This window comes from Mycolicibacterium sp. MU0053 (assembly GCF_963378095.1).
Taxonomy (GTDB): Bacteria; Actinomycetota; Actinomycetes; order Mycobacteriales; family Mycobacteriaceae; genus Mycobacterium; species Mycobacterium burgundiense.
On record NZ_OY726397.1, the window covers coordinates 1,371,671 to 1,394,426 of the forward strand.

Here is a 22,756-nt window from a genome sequence, read left to right on the forward strand (position 1 = left end):
CTTTTTGTTAGGTCAGATTTTTCTGATTCGAATTCTGCCTGGCCCTGTGGGGTTGGGGGTTTTTGTTTGGAGAGTTTGATTCTGGCTCAGGACGAACGCTGGCGGCGTGCTTAACACATGCAAGTCGAACGGAAAGGCCCTTCGGGGTACTCGAGTGGCGAACGGGTGAGTAACACGTGGGTGATCTGCCCTGCACTTTGGGATAAGCCTGGGAAACTGGGTCTAATACCGAATACACCTCATTGGTCGCATGGCCTGGTGGGGGAAAGCTTTTGCGGTGTGGGATGGGCCCGCGGCCTATCAGCTTGTTGGTGGGGTGATGGCCTACCAAGGCGACGACGGGTAGCCGGCCTGAGAGGGTGACCGGCCACACTGGGACTGAGATACGGCCCAGACTCCTACGGGAGGCAGCAGTGGGGAATATTGCACAATGGGCGCAAGCCTGATGCAGCGACGCCGCGTGGGGGATGACGGCCTTCGGGTTGTAAACCTCTTTCAGCATCGACGAAGCGCAAGTGACGGTAGATGCAGAAGAAGCACCGGCCAACTACGTGCCAGCAGCCGCGGTAATACGTAGGGTGCGAGCGTTGTCCGGAATTACTGGGCGTAAAGAGCTCGTAGGTGGTTTGTCGCGTTGTCCGTGAAAACTCACAGCTCAACTGTGGGCGTGCGGGCGATACGGGCAGACTAGAGTACTGCAGGGGAGACTGGAATTCCTGGTGTAGCGGTGGAATGCGCAGATATCAGGAGGAACACCGGTGGCGAAGGCGGGTCTCTGGGCAGTAACTGACGCTGAGGAGCGAAAGCGTGGGGAGCGAACAGGATTAGATACCCTGGTAGTCCACGCCGTAAACGGTGGGTACTAGGTGTGGGTTTCCTTCCTTGGGATCCGTGCCGTAGCTAACGCATTAAGTACCCCGCCTGGGGAGTACGGCCGCAAGGCTAAAACTCAAAGAAATTGACGGGGGCCCGCACAAGCGGCGGAGCATGTGGATTAATTCGATGCAACGCGAAGAACCTTACCTGGGTTTGACATGCACAGGACGCCGGCAGAGATGTCGGTTCCCTTGTGGCCTGTGTGCAGGTGGTGCATGGCTGTCGTCAGCTCGTGTCGTGAGATGTTGGGTTAAGTCCCGCAACGAGCGCAACCCTTGTCTCATGTTGCCAGCACGTTATGGTGGGGACTCGTGAGAGACTGCCGGGGTCAACTCGGAGGAAGGTGGGGATGACGTCAAGTCATCATGCCCCTTATGTCCAGGGCTTCACACATGCTACAATGGCCGGTACAAAGGGCTGCGATGCCGTGAGGTGGAGCGAATCCTTTCAAAGCCGGTCTCAGTTCGGATCGGGGTCTGCAACTCGACCCCGTGAAGTCGGAGTCGCTAGTAATCGCAGATCAGCAACGCTGCGGTGAATACGTTCCCGGGCCTTGTACACACCGCCCGTCACGTCATGAAAGTCGGTAACACCCGAAGCCAGTGGCCTAACCCCTTGTGGGAGGGAGCTGTCGAAGGTGGGATCGGCGATTGGGACGAAGTCGTAACAAGGTAGCCGTACCGGAAGGTGCGGCTGGATCACCTCCTTTCTAAGGAGCACCACGAGATCTGAGCCCGCCCACATCGTGTGGGGGTTCGGTGTTTCAGACGATTCGTTGGATGGCCTTCTGCCTGTAGTGGGTGGGGGTCTGGTGCACGACAAGCAAATGTTCTGCGAACGGGAGCATCCCTTTGGGGTGGGTTCGTGGTCTGCCAAACACACTGTTGGGTCCTGAGGCAACAGGCCCGTTTTTCTCTGGCCCCTGTGTGGGGTGGGAGGGTTTGGTGTCGCTCCATCTTGGTGGTGGGGTGTGGTGTTTGATTTGTGGATAGTGGTTGCGAGCATCAGAGCGCATAGTTTCCGGTTGCGGGCCTTTCGGGGTGTTGTGGCCGGGGGTGTGGGTTCTGTTGTGGTGTAATTTCAAATTTATTCTTTGGTTTTTGTGTTTGTAAGTGTTTAAGGGCGCATGGTGGATGCCTTGGCACTGGGAGCCGATGAAGGACGTAGGAGGCTGCGATAAGCCTCGGGGAGCTGCCAACCGAGCGTGGATCCGAGGATGTCCGAATGGGGAAACCCGGCACGAGTGATGTCGTGTCACCCGTCACTGAATACATAGGTGGCGGGGGGGAACGCGGGGAAGTGAAACATCTCAGTACCCGCAGGAAGAGAAAACAAAAGTGATTCCGTGAGTAGTGGCGAGCGAAAGCGGAGGATGGCTAAACCGCGTGCATGTGATACCCGGCGGGGGTTGTGTGTGCGGTGTTGTGGGGCGTTTCTTCTCTCATCCGCCGATGAGGGCAGGAGTCAGAAATTGTTGTGTTAGTCGAAGTGGTCTGGGATGGCCTGCCGTAGAGGGTGAGAGTCCTGTAGGCGAAAACATGACAACTCCTGTGGAATGTTCCCCGAGTAGCAGCGGGCCCGTGAAATCTGCTGTGAATCTGCCGGGACCACCCGGTAAGCCTGAATACTTCCCAGTGACCGATAGCGGATTAGTACCGTGAGGGAATGGTGAAAAGTACCCCGGGAGGGGAGTGAAAGAGTACCTGAAACCGTGCGCTTACAATCCGTCAGAGCCCTCGACTTTGTTGTGGGGTGATGGCGTGCCTTTTGAAGAATGAGCCTGCGAGTCAGGGACATGTCGCGAGGTTAACCCGTGTGGGGTAGCCGAAGCGAAAGCGAGTCTGAATAGGGCGTATCCCCGTCAGGGGTGTAGTGGCGTGTTCTGGACCCGAAGCGGAGTGATCTACCCATGGCCAGGTTGAAGCAGCAGTAAGATGTTGTGGAGGACCGAACCCACTTAGGTTGAAGACTGAGGGGATGAGTTGTGGGTAGGGGTGAAAGGCCAATCAAACTCCGTGATAGCTGGTTCTCCCCGAAATGCATTTAGGTGCAGCGTTGCGTGTTTCACACCGGAGGTAGAGCTACTGGATGGCCGATGGGCCCTACTAGGTTACTGACGTCAGCCAAACTCCGAATGCCGGTGTGGTGAAAGCGTGGCAGTGAGACGGCGGGGGATAAGCTCCGTGCGTCGAGAGGGAAACAGCCCAGATCGCCGGCTAAGGCCCCTAAGCGTGTGCTAAGTGGAAAAGGATGTGCAGTCGCGAAGACAACCAGGAGGTTGGCTTAGAAGCAGCCACCCTTGAAAGAGTGCGTAATAGCTCACTGGTCAAGTGATTGTGCGCCGATAATGTAGCGGGGCTCAAGCACACCGCCGAAGCCGCGGCAACAAACTTTGTTTGTTGGGTAGGGGAGCGTCCTGCATCCAGTGAAGCAGCCGGGTGACCGAGTTGTGGAGGGTGCGGGAGTGAGAATGCAGGCATGAGTAGCGATAAGGCAAGTGAGAACCTTGCCCGCCGAAAGACCAAGGGTTCCTGGGGCAGGCCAGTCCGCCCAGGGTGAGTCGGGACCTAAGGCGAGGCCGACAGGCGTAGTCGATGGACAACGGGTTGATATTCCCGTACCCGTGTATGAGCGTCCCTGATGAATCAGCGGTACTAACCGCCCAAAACTGTGGTCACCGATCCCTTCGGGGTGAGGGTCCATGGGGCTGCGCGGGACCTTCGTTGGTAGTAGTCAAGCGATGGGGTGACGCAGGAAGGTAGCCGTACCAGTCAGTGGTAATACTGGGGCAAACCTGTAGGGAGAAACCTAGGCAAATCCGGGTTTCATTAATCCTGAGAGGTGATGCATAGCCGATTGAGGCGAATTCGGTGATCCTATGCTGTCGAGAAAAGCCTCTAGCGAGTCCGTACACGGCCCGTACCCCAAACCAACACAGGTGGTCAGGTAGAGAATACTAAGGCGTACGAGTGAACTATGGTTAAGGAACTCGGCAAAATACCCCCGTAACTTCGGGAGAAGGGGGACCTCCTACTGTCAAGGCTCTTGCGGCCGGCAGCGGTGGGGGGTGGCACAAACCAGTGAGAAGCGACTGTTTACTAAAAACACAGGTCCGTGCGAAGTCGCAAGACGATGTATACGGACTGACGCCTGCCCGGTGCTGGAAGGTTAAGAGGACCTGTTAACCCTTCGGGGTGAAGCGGAGAATTTAAGCCCCAGTAAACGGCGGTGGTAACTATAACCATCCTAAGGTAGCGAAATTCCTTGTCGGGTAAGTTCCGACCTGCACGAATGGCGTAACGACTTCTCAACTGTCTCAACCATAGACTCGGCGAAATTGCACTACGAGTAAAGATGCTCGTTACGCGCGGCAGGACGAAAAGACCCCGGGACCTTCACTACAACTTGGTATTGATGTTCGATTCGGTTTGTGTAGGATAGGTGGGAGACTGTGAAGCAGTAACGCCAGTTATTGTGGAGTCGTTGTTGAAATACCACTCTGGTCGTATTGAACCTCTAACTTCGAACCGTATATCCGGTTCAGGGACAGTGCCTGGTGGGTAGTTTAACTGGGGCGGTTGCCTCCTAAAATGTAACGGAGGCGCCCAAAGGTTCCCTCAACCTGGATGGCAATCAGGTGTTGAGTGCAAGTGCACAAGGGAGCTTGACTGTGAGACATACATGTCGAGCAGGGACGAAAGTCGGGACTAGTGATCCGGCACCCCCGAGTGGAAGGGGTGTCGCTCAACGGATAAAAGGTACCCCGGGGATAACAGGCTGATCTTCCCCAAGAGTCCATATCGACGGGATGGTTTGGCACCTCGATGTCGGCTCGTCGCATCCTGGGGCTGGAGCAGGTCCCAAGGGTTGGGCTGTTCGCCCATTAAAGCGGCACGCGAGCTGGGTTTAGAACGTCGTGAGACAGTTCGGTCTCTATCCGCCGCGCGCGTCAGAAACTTGAGGAAAACTGTCCCTAGTACGAGAGGACCGGGACGGACGAACCTCTGGTACACCAGTTGTCCCACCAGGGGCACCGCTGGATAGCCACGTTCGGACAGGATAACCGCTGAAAGCATCTAAGCGGGAAACCCCTTCCAAGACCAGGTTTCTCACCCACTAGGTGGGATAAGGCCCCCCGCAGACCACGGGATTGATAGACCAGACCTACAAGCGCAGCAATGCGTGCAGGGAACTGGCACTAACCGGCCGAAAACTTACCAACAACCAACCCCACTATTGTGTGGAACGTTGAAAACCACAGGGTAAGCACCACAACGCGTCTCGCAACCACACTCCACAAATACACAAACATGCACACCCCACCACCAAAAACACCTTTCTTGGTGAACACGGTGCCCCCACCCAGGGACCCCGCCCCCCACCTACGGGGGCGACCCCCACCCGGGCCGGCACCACACAAGAAAATAAAGTTACGGCGGCCATAGCGACAGGGAAACGCCCGGACCCATCCCGAACCCGGAAGCTAAGCCTGTCAGCGCCGATGATACTACCCAACCCGGGTGGAAAAGTAGGACACCGCCGAACACACACATAGAAACACCCCCCACCACAAATGGGGGGTGCTTCTATTTGTGCTGCAAGTACTTTTGCTATTCGAACAGCGTCAGGTTTGCGCTATTCCTTTCCAGGTCCAATAGCGTGGATTTCCGCGCCATTCCGCCGCCGAATCCGGTCAGGCTGCCATTCGCGCCGATTACTCGGTGACACGGCACAATAACCGCGATCGGATTGCGACCATTGGCCAATCCGACGGCGCGAAATGCGGTCGGAGCGCCGATTTGTCGGGCGATTTCGCCATATGAACGCGTGTCGCCATAGGGAATGGTGCGCAGCGCTTCCCACACCCGCCGCTGAAAGTCCGTCCCCGCCAGCTCGAGCCGTAGGTCGAATTCCTTGAGTTCGCCCGCGAAGTACGCGCCCAGCTGCTCCACCGCGTCGGGAAAGGCGCGGTCGTTGAGCTGCCAATCGGCGCGGTCGGGCTCGTAGGTCTGATCGACCATCCGAAGATTGGTCAATACCGGGCCCTTGCCGGCGAGGGTCAGCGGCCCGATCGGACTGTCGATGATGCGGTACTGAGTCATGCTGCTTCCTTTGGTGGCCAGTGATTCACGGAATGTTCGAGGGCGGTCCACAGGTACTGGGTGGCGTAGGAGCGCCAAGGCCGCCATCGGCTGCTGATTTCGGACAACCTACGCGCGTCGTCGGACAGTCCGAGTCTGGCCGCTGCGGTACGCGCTCCGAGATCGGTGGCGGGGAAGGAATCCGGGTCGCCGAGGCCGCGCATCGCGATGATCTCGGCGGTCCAGTGCCCCACCCCCGGCATTGCGAGCAGGTGCGCCCGCGCTGCGTTCCAGTCCACCCCGGCGTCGAGTGCCAGTTCCCCGTCGGCGAGGGCCCGGACGAGTCCGTGCAGGGCACGTTTGCGCGCCGCGGGCATGGCGAGACGTTCGGGGGCGATGTCGACCAGGTCGGCCGTGGTGGGGAAGACACGGGTCAAGCCGCCCGCATGGTCCACCAGGGGCCGGCCGCAGTCCCGGACGAGCCGACCGGCCAGCGTCTGTGCGCGCTTGGTCGAGATCTGCTGACCAAGCACTGCCCGCACCGCCAGTTCGTGTTCATCGACCGTGCGCGGGATGCGTTGCCCCGGGGCCTTGAGCAACAGCGGGCGCAGCACCTCATCCTCGCTGAGCACGGTGTCGACGGCATTGGGATCGGCATCGAGGTCGAGCAGTCGCCGACAGCGGGCGATCGCGACCGGCAGGTCGCGGAAGTCCTCGAGTTGTAGGGTGCAGCGCACGTGGTCGGGCGCCGGCGTCAGATTGACGATGCCGGTTCCCGACGGCAACCGCAGTGAGCGACGGAAGGCACCGTCGCGGACCTCCTCGCAACCTGGTACGGCAGTCGCCGCGAGATGGCCGAACACCCCCTCGTAGGCGAACGGTTGGCGCACGGCAAGCCGAAGCGTCAGTGCGCCGCCAGGGGCGCCTTGGCCCTGGTCGCGGGTCCGCTTCCGACGGCGTAGTTCGCTCGGCGTCACGTCGAAGACGTCCCGCACAGTGTCGTTGAACTGCCGAATGCTGGAAAAGCCCGCCGCAAAAGTGACGTCGCCGAATGGCAGGTCCGTGGTCTCGATCAGGATTCGCGCGGTCTGCGCCCGCTGCGCCCGGGCCAGCGCGAGCGGTCCCGCGCCGACCTCAGCCCGCAGTAGCCGTTCGATCTGTCGGGTGGTGTAGCCCAGGCGATTCGCCAGCCCGGTGACGCCGGTGCGGTCGACGGTGCCGTCGGCGATCAGTCGCATGGCCCTGGCCACCACGTCACCACGGATGTTCCACTCCGGGGATCCCGGGGACGCATCGGGACGGCACCGTTTACAGGACCGGAAGCCGGCCCGCTGCGCCGCGGCCGCAGTCGGATAAAAGCGCACATTGTGCGCGAGCGGGGTGCGGGCCGGGCAACTCGGGCGGCAATAGATGCCGGTCGTGAGCACGGCGATGACGAACCATCCGTCGAACCGCGCGTCCTTGGACTGAACGGCGCGATAGCAGTGGTCGAAGTCGTCGTGCACCCTTCAACGATTACACGCGGGCACCGACATGACTAGCGGGAATGCGACATCGCGGTGAGCGGCCAGGCGGCATGTGCCGCAGCCCGAGAACCGCGCCGATCGTGGGCAGGCCACGGTCACGGCATCGTGTAGCCCCCGCTGACCGAGATCATCTGCCCGGTGACCTGTCTGGCGGCCCGGGCGGAGGAGAACCACAGCACCGCTCGGGCGACGTCCTCGGCGGTGGTGAGCTGACGGGTCGGGGTGTCCTTGACCATGTAGTCGATCTGGTCCTGGTTGAAGACGTTGTCCTGGCCGACCGACCACAGGCTGGCCGCCCCCACCGCGTCGGGGCCGTCGGGGATCACCAGGCCGGGACAGACGATGTTGGACCTGATGCCATGCCGGCCATGTTCCCGCGCGGTGGTCCGGGCCAGCGCCACCATCGCGGCCTTGGAGGCGCCGTATACGCCTTGGCGGATCTGGCCGAACGCGGCGTCGCTCGCGATGAACACGATCGATCCGCCGCCGCCATCCTTCATGGGACCGATTGCGGCCTGCGTGGCGCCGATCGCGGTGAACAGGTTGATCTCGATGGTGCGCTGCCACTTGTCGCGGTCGGTATCGGTGGCGATGAAGCCTGGGACGCTCCAACCGGCGTTGTTGACGAGCACGTCGAGGCCGCCCCAGTGCTCGACCGCCACCGCGATGGTGGCGTCGGCGGCATCCGGTTCGGTCAGATCGGCGATGGCGAGTTCGACTGCGGCAGCGCCCCGGTCCAGGGCTTCGGCGCGCACCTTTTCGGCCTGCGGCCCATCGATGTCGCTGATCACGATTCGTGCGCCCTCGGCAGCGAACTCGTGCACGATGCCGCGACCGATGTTCGATGCGCCGCCGGTGACGACAACCCGGGCGTTGTCCAGTCCCAAATCCACTTTGACCTCCTCGTTGTGGGCCAGCTTGAAGGCGCCCGTTTGCGTGGCTTAACCTAGATTAGAAATTTATGTTAAATTTGTCCACAACGAGCCCAAGGAGTCGCATGTCCAGCCCGCTACTTGCCGGCAAGATCGCGGTGGTGACCGGGGCCGGCCAGGGGATCGGCCGCGAAATCGCCCACGTGCTCGGTGCTCACGGTGCCACCGTAGTGCTGGCGGACCTCGATGCCGACGCCGCTCGAGCGGCCGCCGCTGAACTCGGCGGCACCGGCGTGGGGTGTGACGTCACCGACGAAGGCCAGATGGAGCGACTCGTGGCCGACACCGTTTCGGAGCATGGTCGCCTGGACCTCTTCGTCAACAACGCGGGTATCACCCGCGATGCCTCGCTCAAGAAGATGACCGTGGCGGATTTCGACGCCGTCATCACGGTGCACCTGCGCGGCACCTGGCTCGGGGTCCGGGAAGCCACCGCTGTGATGCGGGAGCAGAAGTCGGGCAGCGTGGTCAACATATCGTCGCTGTCCGGAAAATCCGGTAACCCCGGCCAGACGAACTACAGCGCCGCCAAAGCGGGCATCGTCGGACTCACCAAGGCCGCCGCGAAAGAAGTCGCGCACCACAACGTGCGCGTCAACGCCATTCAGCCGGGATTGATCCGGACACCCATGACTGCCGCGATGCCCCCGGCGGTCTTCGCCGAACGAGAGGCGGCCGTGCCCATGAAGCGCGCGGGCGAACCGGCCGAGGTGGCGGGTGCGGTGGTCTTCCTGGCGTCGGACCTGTCGAGCTACATCACCGGCACGGTGCTCGAAGTCGGTGGCGGGAGGTACATGTGAGCGTGTCATATCAGGCGGACTCCGGGATCGGGCAGATCACCCTGAACCGCCCCGAGCGGATGAACGCCATCAGCATTGAACTCGCGACGGGTCTCGAACGGGCCATCCTCGATCTCGGACGTGACCCGGCGGTCAACGTGATCGTCATCCGCGGTGCGGGCGGAAACTTCAGCGCGGGCGGCGATTTCGGCGAGGTCGAACGTCTCCGCGCCGAGGGGGCCCCAGCATTGAAGGGTTTGTTCAGCGCGTTTCGTGCCGCCTGTGACGCGATCAGCGCAGTGGAGATTCCGGTCGTCGCCGCGGTGCAAGGTGTCGCGGCCGCCGGGGGTTTCGAGTTGATGCAGGCCGCCGACATCGTCTTGGTCAGCGCCGACGCCAAAATTGCCGACAGTCACGTCAAGTTCGCCATGGTGCCGGGCGGCGGCAGCAGTGCCAGACTGCCCCGCCTCGTCGGCCGCCAGCAGGCGTTGGGGTTGCTGCTATCGGGAGATCGGCTCTCCGGGGCCGAAGCGGTCGCACTGGGCCTGGCTTACCGTGCGTATCCGGATCAGGAATTCAATGCTGCGGTAACACTATTCGCGCAGCAGCTGGCGGGACGAAGCCGACAATCCGTCATCACGATCAAACGTCTCGTGCGCAGCGGCCTTGACCAGACACTGCCCGAAGCCCTGGACACTGAGATCGACGCCGTCGTGCAGCACATCCTCGGTGATGCGGGCACCGGCAGCGTCGAACAGTTCGAGAACCGAAACGACCGAAGGACGCGCGCATGACCACATCGATCGATGCTCCAGTGACCCTGCAGACCGACGCCGACGGCATCGCCCGACTGCGACTCAACCGGCCGGGTGCCTCCAACGGCCTCACGGTGGAACTGCTCAAGGCGCTGCACGAGGCGATCCTGGCGTGCCATGCCGATCCCGCAGTGAAGGTTGTCCTGCTGACCGGCGAGGGCCGCAACTTCTGTGCCGGTGGCGACGTCAAGACCTTCGAGTCCAAAGGCGAGGCGCTGCCGGACTACCTGCGGGAGGCCACGGCGTGGCTGCAACTCGCGACGGCCGCCCTGATCCAGCTGAGGGTTCCGGTGATCACCGCGGTGCAGGGATTCGCCGCCGGCGGGGGTGGACTCGGACTCGTATGCGCTTCCGACATCGTGGTCGCGGCCCGCTCGGCGAAGTTCTTCTCCGGGGCGGTGCGGGTCGGCATGGCGCCGGACGGCGGGTCGTCGGTGACGCTGACCCAGCTGGTGGGCCTGCGCCAGGCGCTCCGCATCCTGCTCACCAACCCGACGCTGACCGCGACCGAGGCCGCCGACATCGGTCTGATCACCGAGGTCGTCGAGGATGACGACCTCACCGCCCGCGCCGAGGCGCTGGCCACCGAACTGGTTGCGCTGCCGACGCTGGCGCTGTCGGCGACCAAGCGCCTGGTGTGGAGCGGTGTCGGGCAGTCCGTCGAACAACGACTGGCCGAGGAGGCCCGCACCGTGTCGGAACTGTCCGGCACGGCCGATTCGCTGGAGGGGCTGCGTGCGGTCATCGAGCGTCGAGCACCGAAGTTCGTGGGCCGATGACCACACCCGAGATCTTGATCGACGATGACGCAGCGGTGCGCATCGTCACGCTGAACCGCCCAGAGGTGCGCAACGCCATCGACATGCCGCTGCGGATCGCCCTCGCCGCCGCGCTCGAAGCCGCCGACGCCGATCCGAAGGTGCGCGCCATCGTGCTCACCGGCGCCGGCCGGGCCTTCTGCTCTGGCGGCGACATCGCGACGATGGAACGCACTCCCGAAGCGCAGGCCATGGAACGAGTGCAGCTGGCGCAGCGGGTGATTCGTGCGATCTGGAACACCCCCAAGCCGGTTATCGCGGCAGTGGAGGGGTCCGCATTCGGCGCCGGCGCCGCGTTGGCCGCCGCCTGCGACCGCATCGTCGCCGCCCGCGATGCGCGGTTCGCCACCACGTTCGTCAATGTCGGACTGGCCGGCGACATGGGTGTGTACGCGTCGCTGCCCACCCGGATCGGCGTCGCGCGCACCCGGCAGATGTTGTTGATGGCCCAACCGATTGACGCCGCCACGGCCGCGGAATGGGGCCTGGTGGACGCCCTCGCCGAAGCGGGCGCGGCCCGCGACGCTGCCATCGCCGACGCGCACACCCTGGCCGGTCGGCCCGCCGAGGCGCTGAGGGTGATGAAAGAGATGCTCGCGCGCAGCCCGCAACTTCATCCGCTGGAGATCCTCGACCGTGAGGCGAGCCATCAGGCTCGGCTCTTCGATACCGACGACTTCGCCGAGGGCGTCGCCGCCTTCCGCGAGAAGCGCACCGCCAACTTTGGTCCCAGGCAAGGAGTTCGATCATGACGTCCGCGATCAGCAGCCGCCTCGGCGAACTGATTCAACCCAGCCGGGTGCACGGTTCGCTCTACACCGACCCGGCCCTCTTCGCCGAAGAGTTGCGCAAGATCTGGTACCGCACTTGGGTTTTCGTCGGTCACGAGAGTGAAGTGCCGCAGCCCAACGACTACGTCCGCAAGAAGCTCGGCTTGCAGGACATCATCATGACCCGGGACCGGGACGGAGAAATCCATCTCCTGCTCAACCGGTGCTCCCACCGTGGCAACCAGGTGTGCGACGACGCCAAGGGCAACTCCGGCACCTTCCGCTGCCCGTATCACGGCTGGACCTTCCGCAACACCGGTGAGCTGGTGGGCTTCCCGTTCTTCAAGGGGTACGGCGATCGCAAGCTCGATCTACCGCTGGGTCGGGTGCCTCGGATGGACTCCTACGGCGGGTTCGTCTTCGGCAGCTTCGCCACCGAAGGCCCCAGCCTGCAAGAACATCTCGGCGCCGCCGCGGGCGAGATCGACCGGCTCACTCGGCTGTCGCCGGAGGGCAAGGTCGCGCTGAACGCCGGCTGGCTGCAGCACCGCACCCGGGGCAACTGGAAGTTGCTCGTAGAGAACGAGACCGACGGCTACCACCCGCAATTCGTGCACGGTGCGATCTTCGGCGTGACGGGTAGCACCATCGGCCCGCTCTACAGTGACTCGTCGACCGCGGTGACCCGTGATCTCGGCGGCGGACACAGCGAAAACGATCTGCGCCCGGAGTTCCGCAAATTCGCCGAGCCGATGCGCTGGTTCGGCACCACCGAATCGCGCGTCCCGAACTATGCCGCGGCGATGCGGGCCAAGTATGGAGCGGATGCGGACCAGATCCTCATCGAGGGGGCCCCGCACGTGATGATCTTCCCCAACCTGTTCATCGCCGAGATCCAGGTGTTCAACATTCAGCCCGTCGCGGTGAACGAGTGCGTGCAGTACTCGACCGCAGTGCAGTTGGTCGGTGCCCCGGAGCTCAATCGCCGGATGGTTTCGCAATGCGTGGGCTCGGTGGGGCCCGCGGGCATGCTGCTGGCCGACGACACCGAGATGTACGAACGCAACCAACAGGGCCTCGAGGCGCTGACGCCGGAATGGCTGGACGTTCGGCGGGGACTCAACCGCGAACGAGTGGACGAGCAGGGCTTCACGATCGGCGGCGCGACCGACGAGACCGGTATGCGCGGGTTCTGGTCGCATTACCAGCAGTTGATGGAGGCAGGATGAGTGCCGCAGTGGATTCGGCTGCCGGGCTGAGCCCGATTCCCGACTGGGTCGACCGCTTCGAGGTGGAGCAGTTCCTGTTCCGGGAGGCCCGCTACGCCGACGAAAGCGATTACGACGCCTGGGAAGCGCTGTGGACCGACGACGCTCTGTACTGGGTGCCCGCCAACGGGGCCGACACCGACCCGCGCCGGGAGATGTCGGTGATCTACGACAACCGCAGCCGCATCAGGACCCGTCTCAAACAAACCCGCACCGGGCGCCGGTTCGCGGCCGCTCCCGCCTCCCACCTACGGCGGCTGCTGAGCAACATCGAGTTTCTCGGTGGGCGAACCAACCCGGACGGGGGCCTCGACCTCGAGGTCGCCGCAAACTTCATTGTCTTCGAGGCGCGTGCCCGTGGAAACCACTTGTGGGGCGGGCGAGCCACCTACCGACTTCGGCACGGGGCCGAGGGTCTGCGGCTGGCGTACAAGAAGGTGGTCCTGACCGACAACGACAGGCCGATCCCCACGCTGGGATTCCTGATCTGAGGAGCAAGACGTGGGTATTCAATTCGGTGACCCCGGACCCGTGGCCGTGTCAGGGGTGGGTCCAGTGATCGGCAGTGAATTTGCCGAGGTGTCGGTGACATTCGATACCGAGGGCAACGCCCCCCGGCTGCGGTTGGAGGATTTGCGCACCGGGCGGGTGCGCTTCCTGGACGCGATGGAACTCGAGGCCCTGGTGTGGCTGCCCGAACAGACGATGACCGAACTGCTGGACCCGTCCCGCAACCGCTGGCGGGGCGAAGCATGAGGCGCGCGGCCATCGTGGCGCCCGTGCGGACCGCCGTCGGTACCTTCGGCGGCAGCCTGCGACCGCTGCGCGCCGAGGACCTTGCCGCATCAGTCGTCAAGGCTGTCGTGGCACGCAGCGGGGTCGACCCCGAACTGGTGGAGGACGTGGTGTTCGCCCAGTCCTACGCCAACTCCGAAGCGCCCTGCATCGGCAGGTGGGTCGCGCTGCATGCGGGGTTGCCGATCAGCGTCCCGGGCCTGCAGATCGATCGTCGCTGCGGCGGCGGCCTACAGGCGGTGATCACCGCGGCGATGACCGTGCAGACCGGTGCCGCCGACGTGGTGCTGGCCGGCGGCGTGGAGTCGATGAGCAACATCGAGCACTACACCACCTCGGCGCGGTGGGGATCGCGGTCGGGCAACCAGACGCTGTACGACCGGCTGGACCGCGGGCGCGAAATGTCGCAGCCGGAATGGCGTTTCGGGCGGATCAGCGGAATGATCGAAACCGCGGAGAACCTGGCCGGCGATTACGGGATCAGCCGGGAGGCCGCCGACGAGTTCGCCGTGCGCAGCCACCGACGGGCCGCCGTCGCGCAGGAGGCGGGCGTGTTCGCCGACGAGATCATTCCGATCGAGGTACCCCAGCGGCGCGCAGACCCGCTGAGCTTCGCGCGCGACGAGGGCGTGCGGCCCGACTCCAGCCTCGAGAGCCTGGCCCGGCTGCGCACCGTCACCCCCGGTGGCACGGTCACTGCCGGCAACTCGAGCCAGCAGAACGACGCCGCCGCCGCGTGCCTGGTGGTCGCCGAGGACGCCTTGGACCGATTGGGTCTCGAGCCCGTCGGCTACCTGGAGGGCTGGGCCGCGGTCGGATGCGAACCGGACCGAATGGGCATCGGCCCCGTCGGCGCAGTCGAAAAGCTTTTCAAGCGAACGGGGTTGGGGTTCGACGACCTGGATCTCATCGAGATCAACGAAGCCTTCGCGGTGCAGGTGCTCGCGGTGCTCTCCGGCTGGGGCCTGCAACTCGCCGACGTGGAGGACCGGCTCAATGTCAACGGCTCCGGGATCTCATTGGGGCACCCGATCGGTGCCACCGGCGTGCGGATCCTGACCACCATGCTGCACGAGCTTCGGCGCCGCAAGGGTGCACTGGCGCTGGAGACCATGTGCATCGGCGGCGGTCAGGGAATCGCCGCGGTGTTCCGGGGTGCGGTATGACGGGGTTGCTCGGATATTCGACGTACGTGCCCGCCCACCGGCTGGGCAAGCGGGTGGTCGCCGGCTACGACGAGGACTCCACCACGATGGCCGTGGCCGCCGCCGCGGAGCTGGTGCAGGGTGCCGCCGCACCCGCGGCGCTCTACCTGGCCACCAGCAGCCCGGCCTACGCCGACAAGACCAACGCGAGCGCCGTGCATGCCGCGCTCGGGTTGCCCGCCGAGGCCTTCGCCGCCGACATGTGCGGCACCGGCCGCAGTGCCTTCGCGGCGATCAGGTCGGCGGCGCAAACCGGGGGACTGGTGGTATCCGCCGACGTTCGGGTCGGCCGGCCCGGTTCCGCCGACGAGAAACTGGGTGGCGACGGCGCGGCCGCGCTGCTGTTCGGTGCCGGGGAACCGATCGCCGAGGTGCTGGCCACCGCGTCCCGAACCGAGGAATTTCTGGACCGCTGGCGGGCACCATTGCAGCCGACCGGCCAGCAGTGGGAGGAGCGGTTCGGATTCGAACGGTACGCCCCGCTGATCAGGGCCACGGTTGCCGCGGCGCTCGACGCCGCGGGCCTGTCCGATGTGGACCATGTGGCATTGGCCTGTCCGAACTCCGCGGTCGTCAAGCGCGCCGCGACCTTGGTCAAGGGTCAGAAGTCGGTTGTCACATCGCCGTTGGGGTTCAGCGGGTCCGCCGATGCCACGCTGGCCTTGTGCGCGGTGCTCGACAGGGCCGATCCCGGGGACACCATCGTGATGGTGTCGGCCACCGACGGTTGCGACGCGCTCGTGCTGCGGACCACCGCCGCGCTCGCCGAGCGCCGGCAGCGCCGCCCACTCGTCGAACAACGCAGCGGCGGGCGGCCCGTTCCGCACCTGACGTATCTGTCTTGGCGCGGCCTTGTCGACCTGGAACCGCCGCGGCGTCCGGAACCTGAGCGGGCCGCGGCCCCGCCGGCCGGCCGCGCCGCGGAGTGGAAGTTCGGGTTCACCGGATCCCGCTGCACCGCCTGCGATTTCGTGCACCTGCCGCCGGTTCGGGTGTGCCGGTCCTGCGGAATTCCCGACGATATGGCCCCGGTGCCGGCGGCGGGCTTGAGCGGGGCCGTCGCCACCTACACCGTCGACCACCTGGCGTTCTCGCCCTCCCCGCCGATGGTGCAGGCCGCCGTCAACGTCGACGGCGGCGGACGCTGCACGCTCGAGGTGGCCGACGCGGACCCCGACCAACTGAGCGTGGGCGCGCGGGTCGGCTTCACCTTCCGTCGCTTGTTCACCGCCGGTGACGTGCACGACTACTTCTGGAAAGCGGTGCTCCTCGATGGCCAGTAACGGAATCGCCGGCAAGGTTGCCGTCGTCGGCATGGGCTGCAGCAAGTTCGGCGAACGCTGGGATGCCTCCACCGACGACCTGATCCTGGAAGCCTTCGCCGAATGTCTCGACTCGGCCGGCGTGAGCCGCGACGACGTGGACGCCTATTGGCTGGGGACGCTGAGTTCGGGTCTGGGGGGTCTGACGTTGAGTCGGGCCATCGGCAGCGACGACAAACCCGTCACCCGGGTGGAGAACTTCTGTGCCACCGGTTCGGAGGCGTTCCGCAACGCTTGCTACGCGGTGGCCTCCGGCGCCTACGACATCGCGATGGCCGTGGGCGTCGAAAAGCTCAAGGACTCCGGATATTCCGGGCTGCTGCGCCAAGACCCGCCCGGTGACGGCACCGCGCCCGAGATCTCGATGACCGCCCCGGCGGCGTTCTCCATGCTCGACCCGGCCTACTGCGCGCGCTACGGGGTGCATCCCGACGAGATGCGCGCGGCGATGACGCACGTGGCCTGGAAGAACCACGAGAACGGCGCGCGAAACCCGAAGGCGCAGTTCCGTTCCCCGGTCAAGAAGGACACCATCGACAACGCGGTCAAGGTGGCCGGCCGCCTCGGCGTGTTCGACTGTTCCGGGGTGTCCGACGGGGCGGCGTGCGCGCTGATCGTCCCCGCCGACCGCGCCCACGAGTACACCGACACCCCGATGTACGTCAGCGCGCTGGCGCTGATCGCGGGGTCGGCGCGCGGCGCGGTGGACCCCGCCTACGACTTCACGACGTTCCCCGAAGTCGTCAAGTCCGCCAAGGACGCCTACGCGCAGGCCGGAATCGAGGATCCGGCGACCCAACTGTCGTTCGCGGAAGTGCATGACTGCTTCACCCCCACCGAAATCGTCCTGATGGAAGACCTCGGCTTCACCGAACCCGGGCAGGGCTGGAAGGACGTGCTCGGCGGCGAGTTCGACGCCGACGGTCGACTACCGGTGAACATCGACGGCGGGCTGAAGAGCTTCGGCCACCCGGTCGGGGCCAGCGGGCTGCGGATGCTCTACGAAGCCTGGCTGCAGTTCCGCGGCGAGGCCGGGGAACGCCAGCTGTCCGATCCGCACACCGCATTGACCCACAATCTCGGTGGCCGCCCCGGCGGCTGTGTGTCGTTCGTATCGGTCGTCAGCCGCGACCGCTAACACCCCCGAAATTGCGAAAACCCAACGCTCGAAAGGAACATCAGTGCCTGGAGTAACAGACAAGGTCGTCGTCGTCACCGGAGCCGGCGGCGGCCTGGGCCGCGCCTACGCGCGCTTCCTCGCCGCCAACGGCGCTCTGGTCGTGGTCAACGACCTCGGCGGAGCGCGTGATGGATCCGGCGCGGGAACTTCCATGGCCGACACCGTCGTCGAGGAAATCCGCACGGCCGGGGGCCGCGCCGTCGCCAACTACTCGTCGGTGGCCACCGGCGAAGGTGCCGCCGAGATCATCAAGACCGCCCTCGACGAGTTCGGCGCGGTGCACGGAATCGTCAGCAACGCCGGCATTCTGCGGGACACGGCTTTTCACAAGATGACCGACGAGAACTGGGACGCCGTGCAGCAGGTGCACCTCAACGGCGGCTACCACGTGATCCGGGCGGCGTGGCCGCACTTCCGTGAGCAGAGCTACGGCCGGGTCGTCGTCGCCACCTCGACCAGCGGGCTCTACGGCAACTTCGGTCAGGCCAACTACGGCGCCGCCAAGGCCGGGCTCATCGGGCTGATCAACACCCTGGCCATCGAGGGCGCCAAGTACAACATCACGGCCAACGCGATCGCGCCGCTGGCCGCCACCCGCATGACCGCCGACATCGCGCCGCAGGAACTGCTGGACAAGCTGGACCCCGACCTGGTGGCCCCCGCCGTCGGCTACCTGGTGTCCGAGCAGAACCACGACACCGGTTCGGTGTTCGTCGTGGGCGGCGGCCTGGTCCAACGGGTCGCCCAGTTCCAGAACGACGGGGTCACCTTCGCGGCGCCGCCCACGCTGGATGAGATCTCGGGTCGGTGGGCGGAGATCAGCGATATGGCCAACGCCAAACTGGGCACCAACCCGGTTTGATACCCGGCAATTGAGGCGATGATGCACCTCGAACAGTCCTACTTGCCCGCCAACCGCGGCGCACCACTGGTGGAGACGACTGTCGGTGCGCTGCTGAAGGCGCAGGCGGCCAAGCACGGTCCGCGCCTGGCACTGGTGGGCGTCCGGCACGGGACCGCGGTGACCGAACGCCTCACCTACGCTGAACTGTTCGACGAGGCGAGGCGGGTTGCGGCAGCGTTGTCGCAGCTCGTCCCGCCGGGCAGCTTGGTCGCGCTGTGGGCGCCGAACGTCATCGAATGGCCCATCATCCAGTACGGCGCCGCGCTGGCCGGAATGGTGCTTGTGGCGCTCAATCCGGTTCTGCGCGACGACGAGCTGGAATATGCGCTGTCGCACTCGCGGGCGGTGTTGCTCCTGCATGCCGATGTCAGCCGCGACTACCCGATGGTCGAGGTCGCTGAGCGGGTGTGCGCCGGGCTGCCGCAGGTGCGGCGAATCTCGCTGAGCGAGACCGAAACCTGGCGAGCTTCCGCGCCGGTCGAGGCGGGCCCCGTCCCGGACGACCCCGACGCCGTCGCCATGCTGCAGTACACCTCCGGCACCACCGGAAGGCCCAAAGGTGTTGTCCTCAACCATCGTGCGCTGGTCAACGTCGCTCGCCTGACCATGGACACCCTCCGGGTGCCCGCGGAGGCTGTCGCGTTCAATCCGCTGCCGATGTTTCACACCGCCGGCTGCGTGATTGCGACGCTGGGTCCGTTGTGGGTGGGCGGCACCGTCATCCTGGCCGAGCGGTTCACCCCGCAATCGGCACTGGAGGTCCTGCGCAACGAGGCGGTGGAGGTGCTGTTCTACGTGCCGACCGTCCTGGCCGCCTTACTCGACCAACAGCGCCGCAGTGCCGAGCCCGCCCCGCGCCTCGGCATCGTCATGGGCGGTGCCTCCGAGGTGGCGCCCACCCTGATCGATGGAGTCGCGGAGGTGTTCGGCGCCGAGGTCTACAACCTTTACGGCCAAACCGAACTCTCATCGGTGTTGACCCTCACCCGGCCCGGCGACAGTCGGGACGACCGGCTCAACACCGTTGGCCGTCCGCTTCCGCACGTCGACTGCAAGATCATCGACCCGGACACCGGAGAGGTGCTGCCGGTGGGCGTGGAGGGGGAGATCTGCGCGCGCGGCTACCAGCAGTTCGTGGAGTACCTGCATGATCCGGACGCCACCGCCCGGGCGCTCGACCGGGAGGGATTCGTGCGCACCGGCGATCTGGGCCGGATGGACGAACGCGGCCTCGTGACCGTCACCGGACGGCTCAAGGAGCTGATCATCCGCGGCGGCGAGAACATCGCGCCGGCCGAAGTCGAAGGGCCGCTGAGCCAAGCGGATACGGACGTCGACGTGGTGGTCCTGGGCCTGCCAGACGACCGGTTCGGGGAGATCGTCGCCGCCGTGCTGCATTCCAGTGGCGGTGTCGACGCCGCCGTGAAAGCTCAGTTCATCGAGCATGCGCGTGACCGACTCGCGGCCCACAAGATACCGGCGCGCTGGTTCGTCGCCGACGACTTGCCGGTCACCCCGACCGGCAAAGTCCAACGCTTCGCTCTCCGGGACGCCATCCTGCGAAATGAGATGCCCGAACTATGATCCCCGGCAACGACATCGACGCCCGCCGACACGCGCTCAGCTCACGGCACCCCGTATGGCAGCCTGTCACGCTCGGGGCCTGGCTGGACACCTGCTCCCAACGTCATCCCGAGCGACCGTTCGTGATCACCGATGAGATCACCCTGAGCTACCGGGATGTCGCCGAGGAGTCGCTGCGGCTGGCGGCGGGACTGCACGCACTGGGACTTCGCCCCGGCGATCGTGTCGGGATAGTGATGGGCAACTACCCCGAGTTCGTCACACTCAAGTTCGCGGTGGCACGGCTCGGCGCTATCGCGGTCCCGTTCAACTACCTGTACCGCACCGAAGAACTGCGCTACGTCCTCGCCGACTCCGGATGCCGAGTCCTCATCACGATGACGCGGTTCGGGCAGCAGGATTATCAGGGCATGCTCGATGACATCGTCCCGGGTTGGGACACAACGTCATTCGTCGAGCGGTCCGTGCCCGTGTCCGCGGGACTCTCCGAGTTGCGTCATGTCGTGCTACTTGAGACCGACGGCGAGCCGCCCCGGCCAGGCTCGTTGACCGTCGCCGACCTCGGCGCCCTCGGGGACCCCGCGTCGGTCCCAGCCACGGTCGGTGATATCGATCCGCACGCCGCGGCCGACATGCTCTACACCTCCGGCACCACCGGCTTTCCCAAGGGCGTGGTCACCTCGCACGACGCGGTGCTGCGCACGGCCTACGCGTCGGCGCTGACCCGAGCGTTCGAGGACGGGCGACGGGTGCTGTTCTCGCTGCCCTGCTATCACATGTTCGGCTACATCGAGGGTTTGCTGTCCGTCATGTTCGTTGGGGGCGCGATCGTTCCGCAACCCGCGTTCACCGCCGAGGGTTACTTCGCGGGCATCGCCGCACACCGGGCCACCGACATGTTGTGCGTGCCGACGATGGCGGTCGCGATGGTGGAGAGCCCGCACCGGCGCGACTATGACCTGAGCTCGTTGCGCGCGATCCTGTGCGGCTCGGCACCCGCGCCGGTATGGCTGTGGCGCCAGATCGAGAAGGATTTCGGCGTCAGCGAGATCGTCACCGGCTACGGCATGACCGAATGCGGGGGAGCGATGACACTGACCTTGCCCGAAGACCCCTTGGAGCTGACCTCAGAAACTGTCGGCCGGCCGAAGCTCGCCGGTAGCGCCGGTGTCGCAGAAACCGGGGCGCTCACCGTCTACAGTGCCGTCGACCCCGAGAGCGGACAGGAAGTGGGAGTCGGCACCGAAGGCGAACTGGTATCGCGTGGGCCGACAACGATGCTTGAGTACTGGAACCGGCCGACCGACACCGCCGAGGCGCTGCGAAATGGCTGGCTGCACTCCGGTGACCTGGGGCGTGTCCGTGCCGACGGCTACCTTCAGGTCACCGGCCGCAGCAAGGAGCTCTACAAAAGCGGCGGCGAGTTGGTGATGCCCAAGGAGATCGAGGATCTGCTGGCCGGATTCGACGACATCAGCCAGGTGTTCGCCATCGGCCTGACCGACGAGCGCTGGGGCGAGATCGGCTGTGTAGTGGTGGTTCCGGCGCCGCGCGCGGAGCTCACCGAAGAGTTGGTTCTGTCCCGGTGCCGGGCCAACCTCGCGCGGTTCAAGGTGCCCAAGCGCGTCGAGTTCATCGAGGCCGCCGGCCTGCCCACCACGCCCACCGGAAAGGTGCAGAAGTTCCGGCTGGTCCAGCGCTTCACCGGCGGGAGCTGATGGTCACGCCAGCGTGAACGTCGCGCTGGTTTGGGATTCGTCGACGGCAAGTACGCCCTGATGCACCAACAGATCCAGATGCGCCATCACCTCGAGCACCGCGACCATCCGATGGATCGGATTCAACTCGGCGATCAGCCGCTCATGCCTCGTCCAACGCATCTGGGCGGCAATGTCATAGGCCGTGGCCGACTCGTTCGTCGCCACCAGATCAGCCACCGCCGTAAGGCGTTCGCGGTGATGCTCGATGAGTTCGGCGGCGCGCACGGCAGTGGTGTTGTCGACGCCCCCGTGCGCCGGCAGCATCCGGTGATCGGGAAGATCGACGAACAGCCGGAGCGACGCGAGGAACGACCGCAACGGCAGCCGCTCGGGCGTGCGCTCGAAGGCGATCGACGGCGTGATCCGCGGCAGCAGGTGGTCACCGGTGAAGACCAGGCCGGCGGCCTCGTCCTCGTACACGACGTGCCCCCTGGTGTGGCCCGGTGTCGATCGGGCCACGATCTGCGTCCCGCCGCAGTCGATCCGTTCGCCGCCGTGGAGCCAACGGTCCGGGGGAGCGAAGGGTGCGTTGTGTTCGTAGGGCTCCCACGGCGTCTGTTGGATGACGCGCGAGAGATCGGGGGCGCCGGCCCGGAGCAGCATTTGCCGCTGGACGGGATGGATGCCCTCGGCGGCATCGAAGGCCTCGATCGAGTGCCGTTCACCGGCGCCGAGCATCAACTCGGCGCCCAGCTCATCACGCCATTTCACGGCCAGGGTGTAATGGTCCCAGTGCGCATGAGTGACCAAGATGCGCTCGACGTCGGATCGGCCGTATCCCAGGCTGTGCAACGCCGCGAGCAACTGCGCCTCGGATTCGGCGGTCGACCAGCCGGGATCGACGAGCGTGATGCCGGTGGTGCCTTCCACGATGTAAGCGTTGATGACCTTCAGATCGGGCAGGGGCAGCGGCAGCTGAACCCGGACCACCCGAGGTGCGATTCGCTGCAGATGGTCGCTGTCTGGGGCGTTGGTGGAAGTAGGGGTCACAAGGACCTCCTCCGATGTCGTAGGGGCTGTCGTAAGTTTAACAACCGATAAAAACCTATGTTAGATTGCTTAGGTGCAGCCAGCGTCGCTGTACCAGGTTAGTATTTAATGCAAATTAAACGTAGTAGGGCGAGGGAGCGAGAAGATCAGC

The 22,756-nt window shown here is 64.9% G+C and carries 17 protein-coding genes and 3 rRNA genes; 16 read left to right on the forward strand and 4 right to left on the reverse strand.

The window, feature by feature from the left end:
* Positions 1-63 precede the first annotated feature (63 nt).
* The 3 genes from RCP80_RS06540 to rrf all read left to right on the forward strand — a co-directional run bounded on the left by RCP80_RS06540 (position 64) and on the right by rrf (position 5,421).
* Positions 64-1,585 (forward strand): 16S ribosomal RNA (locus tag RCP80_RS06540).
* Between the two features lie 397 nt (positions 1,586-1,982).
* Positions 1,983-5,098: ribosomal RNA gene (locus tag RCP80_RS06545) — 23S ribosomal RNA — on the forward strand.
* A 209-nt stretch (positions 5,099-5,307) separates the two neighbouring features.
* A 5S ribosomal RNA gene (rrf, locus tag RCP80_RS06550) occupies positions 5,308-5,421 on the forward strand.
* Together the 16S, 23S and 5S rRNA genes form the textbook arrangement of a ribosomal RNA operon.
* Before the next feature lie 65 nt (positions 5,422-5,486).
* Here rrf and RCP80_RS06555 read toward each other — a convergent pair.
* The 3 genes from RCP80_RS06555 to RCP80_RS06565 all read right to left on the reverse strand — a co-directional run bounded on the left by RCP80_RS06555 (position 5,487) and on the right by RCP80_RS06565 (position 8,376).
* The gene (locus RCP80_RS06555; protein WP_308481561.1) at positions 5,487-5,978 is read right to left on the reverse strand and encodes a methylated-DNA--[protein]-cysteine S-methyltransferase; all 492 of its coding nucleotides are present in this window, start codon (positions 5,976-5,978) and stop codon (positions 5,487-5,489) included.
* Positions 5,975-7,462, reverse strand: coding sequence for a DNA-3-methyladenine glycosylase 2 family protein (locus RCP80_RS06560; RefSeq protein WP_308481562.1), 1,488 nt, complete (start codon positions 7,460-7,462; stop codon positions 5,975-5,977). Before RCP80_RS06560 ends, RCP80_RS06555 begins: the two co-directional genes overlap by 4 nt.
* Positions 7,463-7,578: 116 nt before the next feature.
* The gene (locus tag RCP80_RS06565; RefSeq protein ID WP_308481563.1) at positions 7,579-8,376 is read right to left on the reverse strand and encodes an SDR family NAD(P)-dependent oxidoreductase; all 798 of its coding nucleotides are present in this window, start codon (positions 8,374-8,376) and stop codon (positions 7,579-7,581) included.
* Positions 8,377-8,480: 104 nt separating this feature from the next.
* On the opposite strand from RCP80_RS06565, the gene fabG reads away from it, so the two are divergent.
* Genes fabG through RCP80_RS06630 form a run of 13 tightly spaced genes read left to right on the forward strand, consistent with a single transcriptional unit; the run spans position 8,481 to position 21,573 of the window.
* Positions 8,481-9,215: a 3-oxoacyl-ACP reductase FabG gene (gene fabG / locus RCP80_RS06570; RefSeq protein WP_308481564.1), complete on the forward strand. Its 735-nt coding sequence runs from the start codon at positions 8,481-8,483 to the stop codon at positions 9,213-9,215.
* Positions 9,212-9,988 (forward strand): enoyl-CoA hydratase/isomerase family protein, encoded by a 777-nt coding sequence (locus RCP80_RS06575; protein ID WP_308481565.1) that lies wholly within the window; start codon positions 9,212-9,214, stop codon positions 9,986-9,988. Before fabG ends, RCP80_RS06575 begins: the two co-directional genes overlap by 4 nt.
* On the forward strand, positions 9,985-10,788 hold the full coding sequence (locus RCP80_RS06580) for an enoyl-CoA hydratase/isomerase family protein (RefSeq protein ID WP_308481566.1): 804 nt from the start codon (positions 9,985-9,987) through the stop codon (positions 10,786-10,788). The genes RCP80_RS06575 and RCP80_RS06580 overlap by 4 nt, the downstream gene beginning before the upstream one ends.
* Positions 10,785-11,579 carry an enoyl-CoA hydratase/isomerase family protein gene (locus RCP80_RS06585; RefSeq protein ID WP_308481567.1) on the forward strand — a complete coding sequence of 265 codons (795 nt, stop codon included), beginning with the start codon at positions 10,785-10,787 and terminating at the stop codon, positions 11,577-11,579. The genes RCP80_RS06580 and RCP80_RS06585 overlap by 4 nt, the downstream gene beginning before the upstream one ends.
* Positions 11,576-12,826, forward strand: coding sequence for an aromatic ring-hydroxylating oxygenase subunit alpha (locus tag RCP80_RS06590; RefSeq protein ID WP_308481568.1), 1,251 nt, complete (start codon positions 11,576-11,578; stop codon positions 12,824-12,826). Before RCP80_RS06585 ends, RCP80_RS06590 begins: the two co-directional genes overlap by 4 nt.
* Positions 12,823-13,356, forward strand: coding sequence for an aromatic-ring-hydroxylating dioxygenase subunit beta (locus RCP80_RS06595; RefSeq protein WP_308481569.1), 534 nt, complete (start codon positions 12,823-12,825; stop codon positions 13,354-13,356). The genes RCP80_RS06590 and RCP80_RS06595 overlap by 4 nt, the downstream gene beginning before the upstream one ends.
* 10 nt (positions 13,357-13,366) lie before the next feature.
* The gene (locus tag RCP80_RS06600) at positions 13,367-13,621 is read left to right on the forward strand and encodes a hypothetical protein (RefSeq protein WP_308481570.1); all 255 of its coding nucleotides are present in this window, start codon (positions 13,367-13,369) and stop codon (positions 13,619-13,621) included.
* Positions 13,618-14,826 (forward strand): acetyl-CoA C-acetyltransferase, encoded by a 1,209-nt coding sequence (locus RCP80_RS06605; protein ID WP_308481571.1) that lies wholly within the window; start codon positions 13,618-13,620, stop codon positions 14,824-14,826. The genes RCP80_RS06600 and RCP80_RS06605 overlap by 4 nt, the downstream gene beginning before the upstream one ends.
* Entirely contained in the window at positions 14,823-16,148 is a 1,326-nt protein-coding gene (locus tag RCP80_RS06610) for an OB-fold domain-containing protein (RefSeq protein WP_308481572.1), read from the forward strand. The genes RCP80_RS06605 and RCP80_RS06610 overlap by 4 nt, the downstream gene beginning before the upstream one ends.
* The gene (locus tag RCP80_RS06615; RefSeq protein WP_308481573.1) at positions 16,138-17,325 is read left to right on the forward strand and encodes an acetyl-CoA acetyltransferase; all 1,188 of its coding nucleotides are present in this window, start codon (positions 16,138-16,140) and stop codon (positions 17,323-17,325) included. Before RCP80_RS06610 ends, RCP80_RS06615 begins: the two co-directional genes overlap by 11 nt.
* A 43-nt stretch (positions 17,326-17,368) precedes the next feature.
* Complete coding sequence (locus tag RCP80_RS06620; protein WP_308481574.1) at positions 17,369-18,229, forward strand: SDR family NAD(P)-dependent oxidoreductase; 861 nt, start codon at positions 17,369-17,371, stop codon at positions 18,227-18,229.
* Positions 18,230-18,247: 18 nt separating this feature from the next.
* The gene (locus RCP80_RS06625) at positions 18,248-19,855 is read left to right on the forward strand and encodes a class I adenylate-forming enzyme family protein (protein ID WP_308481575.1); all 1,608 of its coding nucleotides are present in this window, start codon (positions 18,248-18,250) and stop codon (positions 19,853-19,855) included.
* Positions 19,852-21,573 carry a class I adenylate-forming enzyme family protein gene (locus RCP80_RS06630; RefSeq protein WP_308481576.1) on the forward strand — a complete coding sequence of 574 codons (1,722 nt, stop codon included), beginning with the start codon at positions 19,852-19,854 and terminating at the stop codon, positions 21,571-21,573. Before RCP80_RS06625 ends, RCP80_RS06630 begins: the two co-directional genes overlap by 4 nt.
* A gap of 3 nt (positions 21,574-21,576) precedes the next feature.
* Here RCP80_RS06630 and RCP80_RS06635 read toward each other — a convergent pair whose 3' ends face one another.
* On the reverse strand, positions 21,577-22,605 hold the full coding sequence (locus RCP80_RS06635; protein WP_308481577.1) for an MBL fold metallo-hydrolase: 1,029 nt from the start codon (positions 22,603-22,605) through the stop codon (positions 21,577-21,579).
* Positions 22,606-22,756: the final 151 nt, after the last annotated feature.

What these genes read in the sequence shown, in the direction of transcription:
- RCP80_RS06555 (WP_308481561.1), bottom strand. Translation starts at nt 5,978, where the DNA reads ATGACTCAGTACCGCATCATCGACAGTCCGATCGGGCCGCTGACCCTC.
- fabG (WP_308481564.1), top strand. Translation starts at nt 8,481, where the DNA reads ATGTCCAGCCCGCTACTTGCCGGCAAGATCGCGGTGGTGACCGGGGCC.
- RCP80_RS06580 (WP_308481566.1), top strand. Translation starts at nt 9,985, where the DNA reads ATGACCACATCGATCGATGCTCCAGTGACCCTGCAGACCGACGCCGAC.
- RCP80_RS06585 (WP_308481567.1), top strand. Translation starts at nt 10,785, where the DNA reads ATGACCACACCCGAGATCTTGATCGACGATGACGCAGCGGTGCGCATC.
- RCP80_RS06590 (WP_308481568.1), top strand. Translation starts at nt 11,576, where the DNA reads ATGACGTCCGCGATCAGCAGCCGCCTCGGCGAACTGATTCAACCCAGC.
- RCP80_RS06595 (WP_308481569.1), top strand. Translation starts at nt 12,823, where the DNA reads ATGAGTGCCGCAGTGGATTCGGCTGCCGGGCTGAGCCCGATTCCCGAC.
- RCP80_RS06605 (WP_308481571.1), top strand. Translation starts at nt 13,618, where the DNA reads ATGAGGCGCGCGGCCATCGTGGCGCCCGTGCGGACCGCCGTCGGTACC.
- RCP80_RS06610 (WP_308481572.1), top strand. Translation starts at nt 14,823, where the DNA reads ATGACGGGGTTGCTCGGATATTCGACGTACGTGCCCGCCCACCGGCTG.
- RCP80_RS06615 (WP_308481573.1), top strand. Translation starts at nt 16,138, where the DNA reads ATGGCCAGTAACGGAATCGCCGGCAAGGTTGCCGTCGTCGGCATGGGC.
- RCP80_RS06625 (WP_308481575.1), top strand. Translation starts at nt 18,248, where the DNA reads ATGATGCACCTCGAACAGTCCTACTTGCCCGCCAACCGCGGCGCACCA.
- RCP80_RS06630 (WP_308481576.1), top strand. Translation starts at nt 19,852, where the DNA reads ATGATCCCCGGCAACGACATCGACGCCCGCCGACACGCGCTCAGCTCA.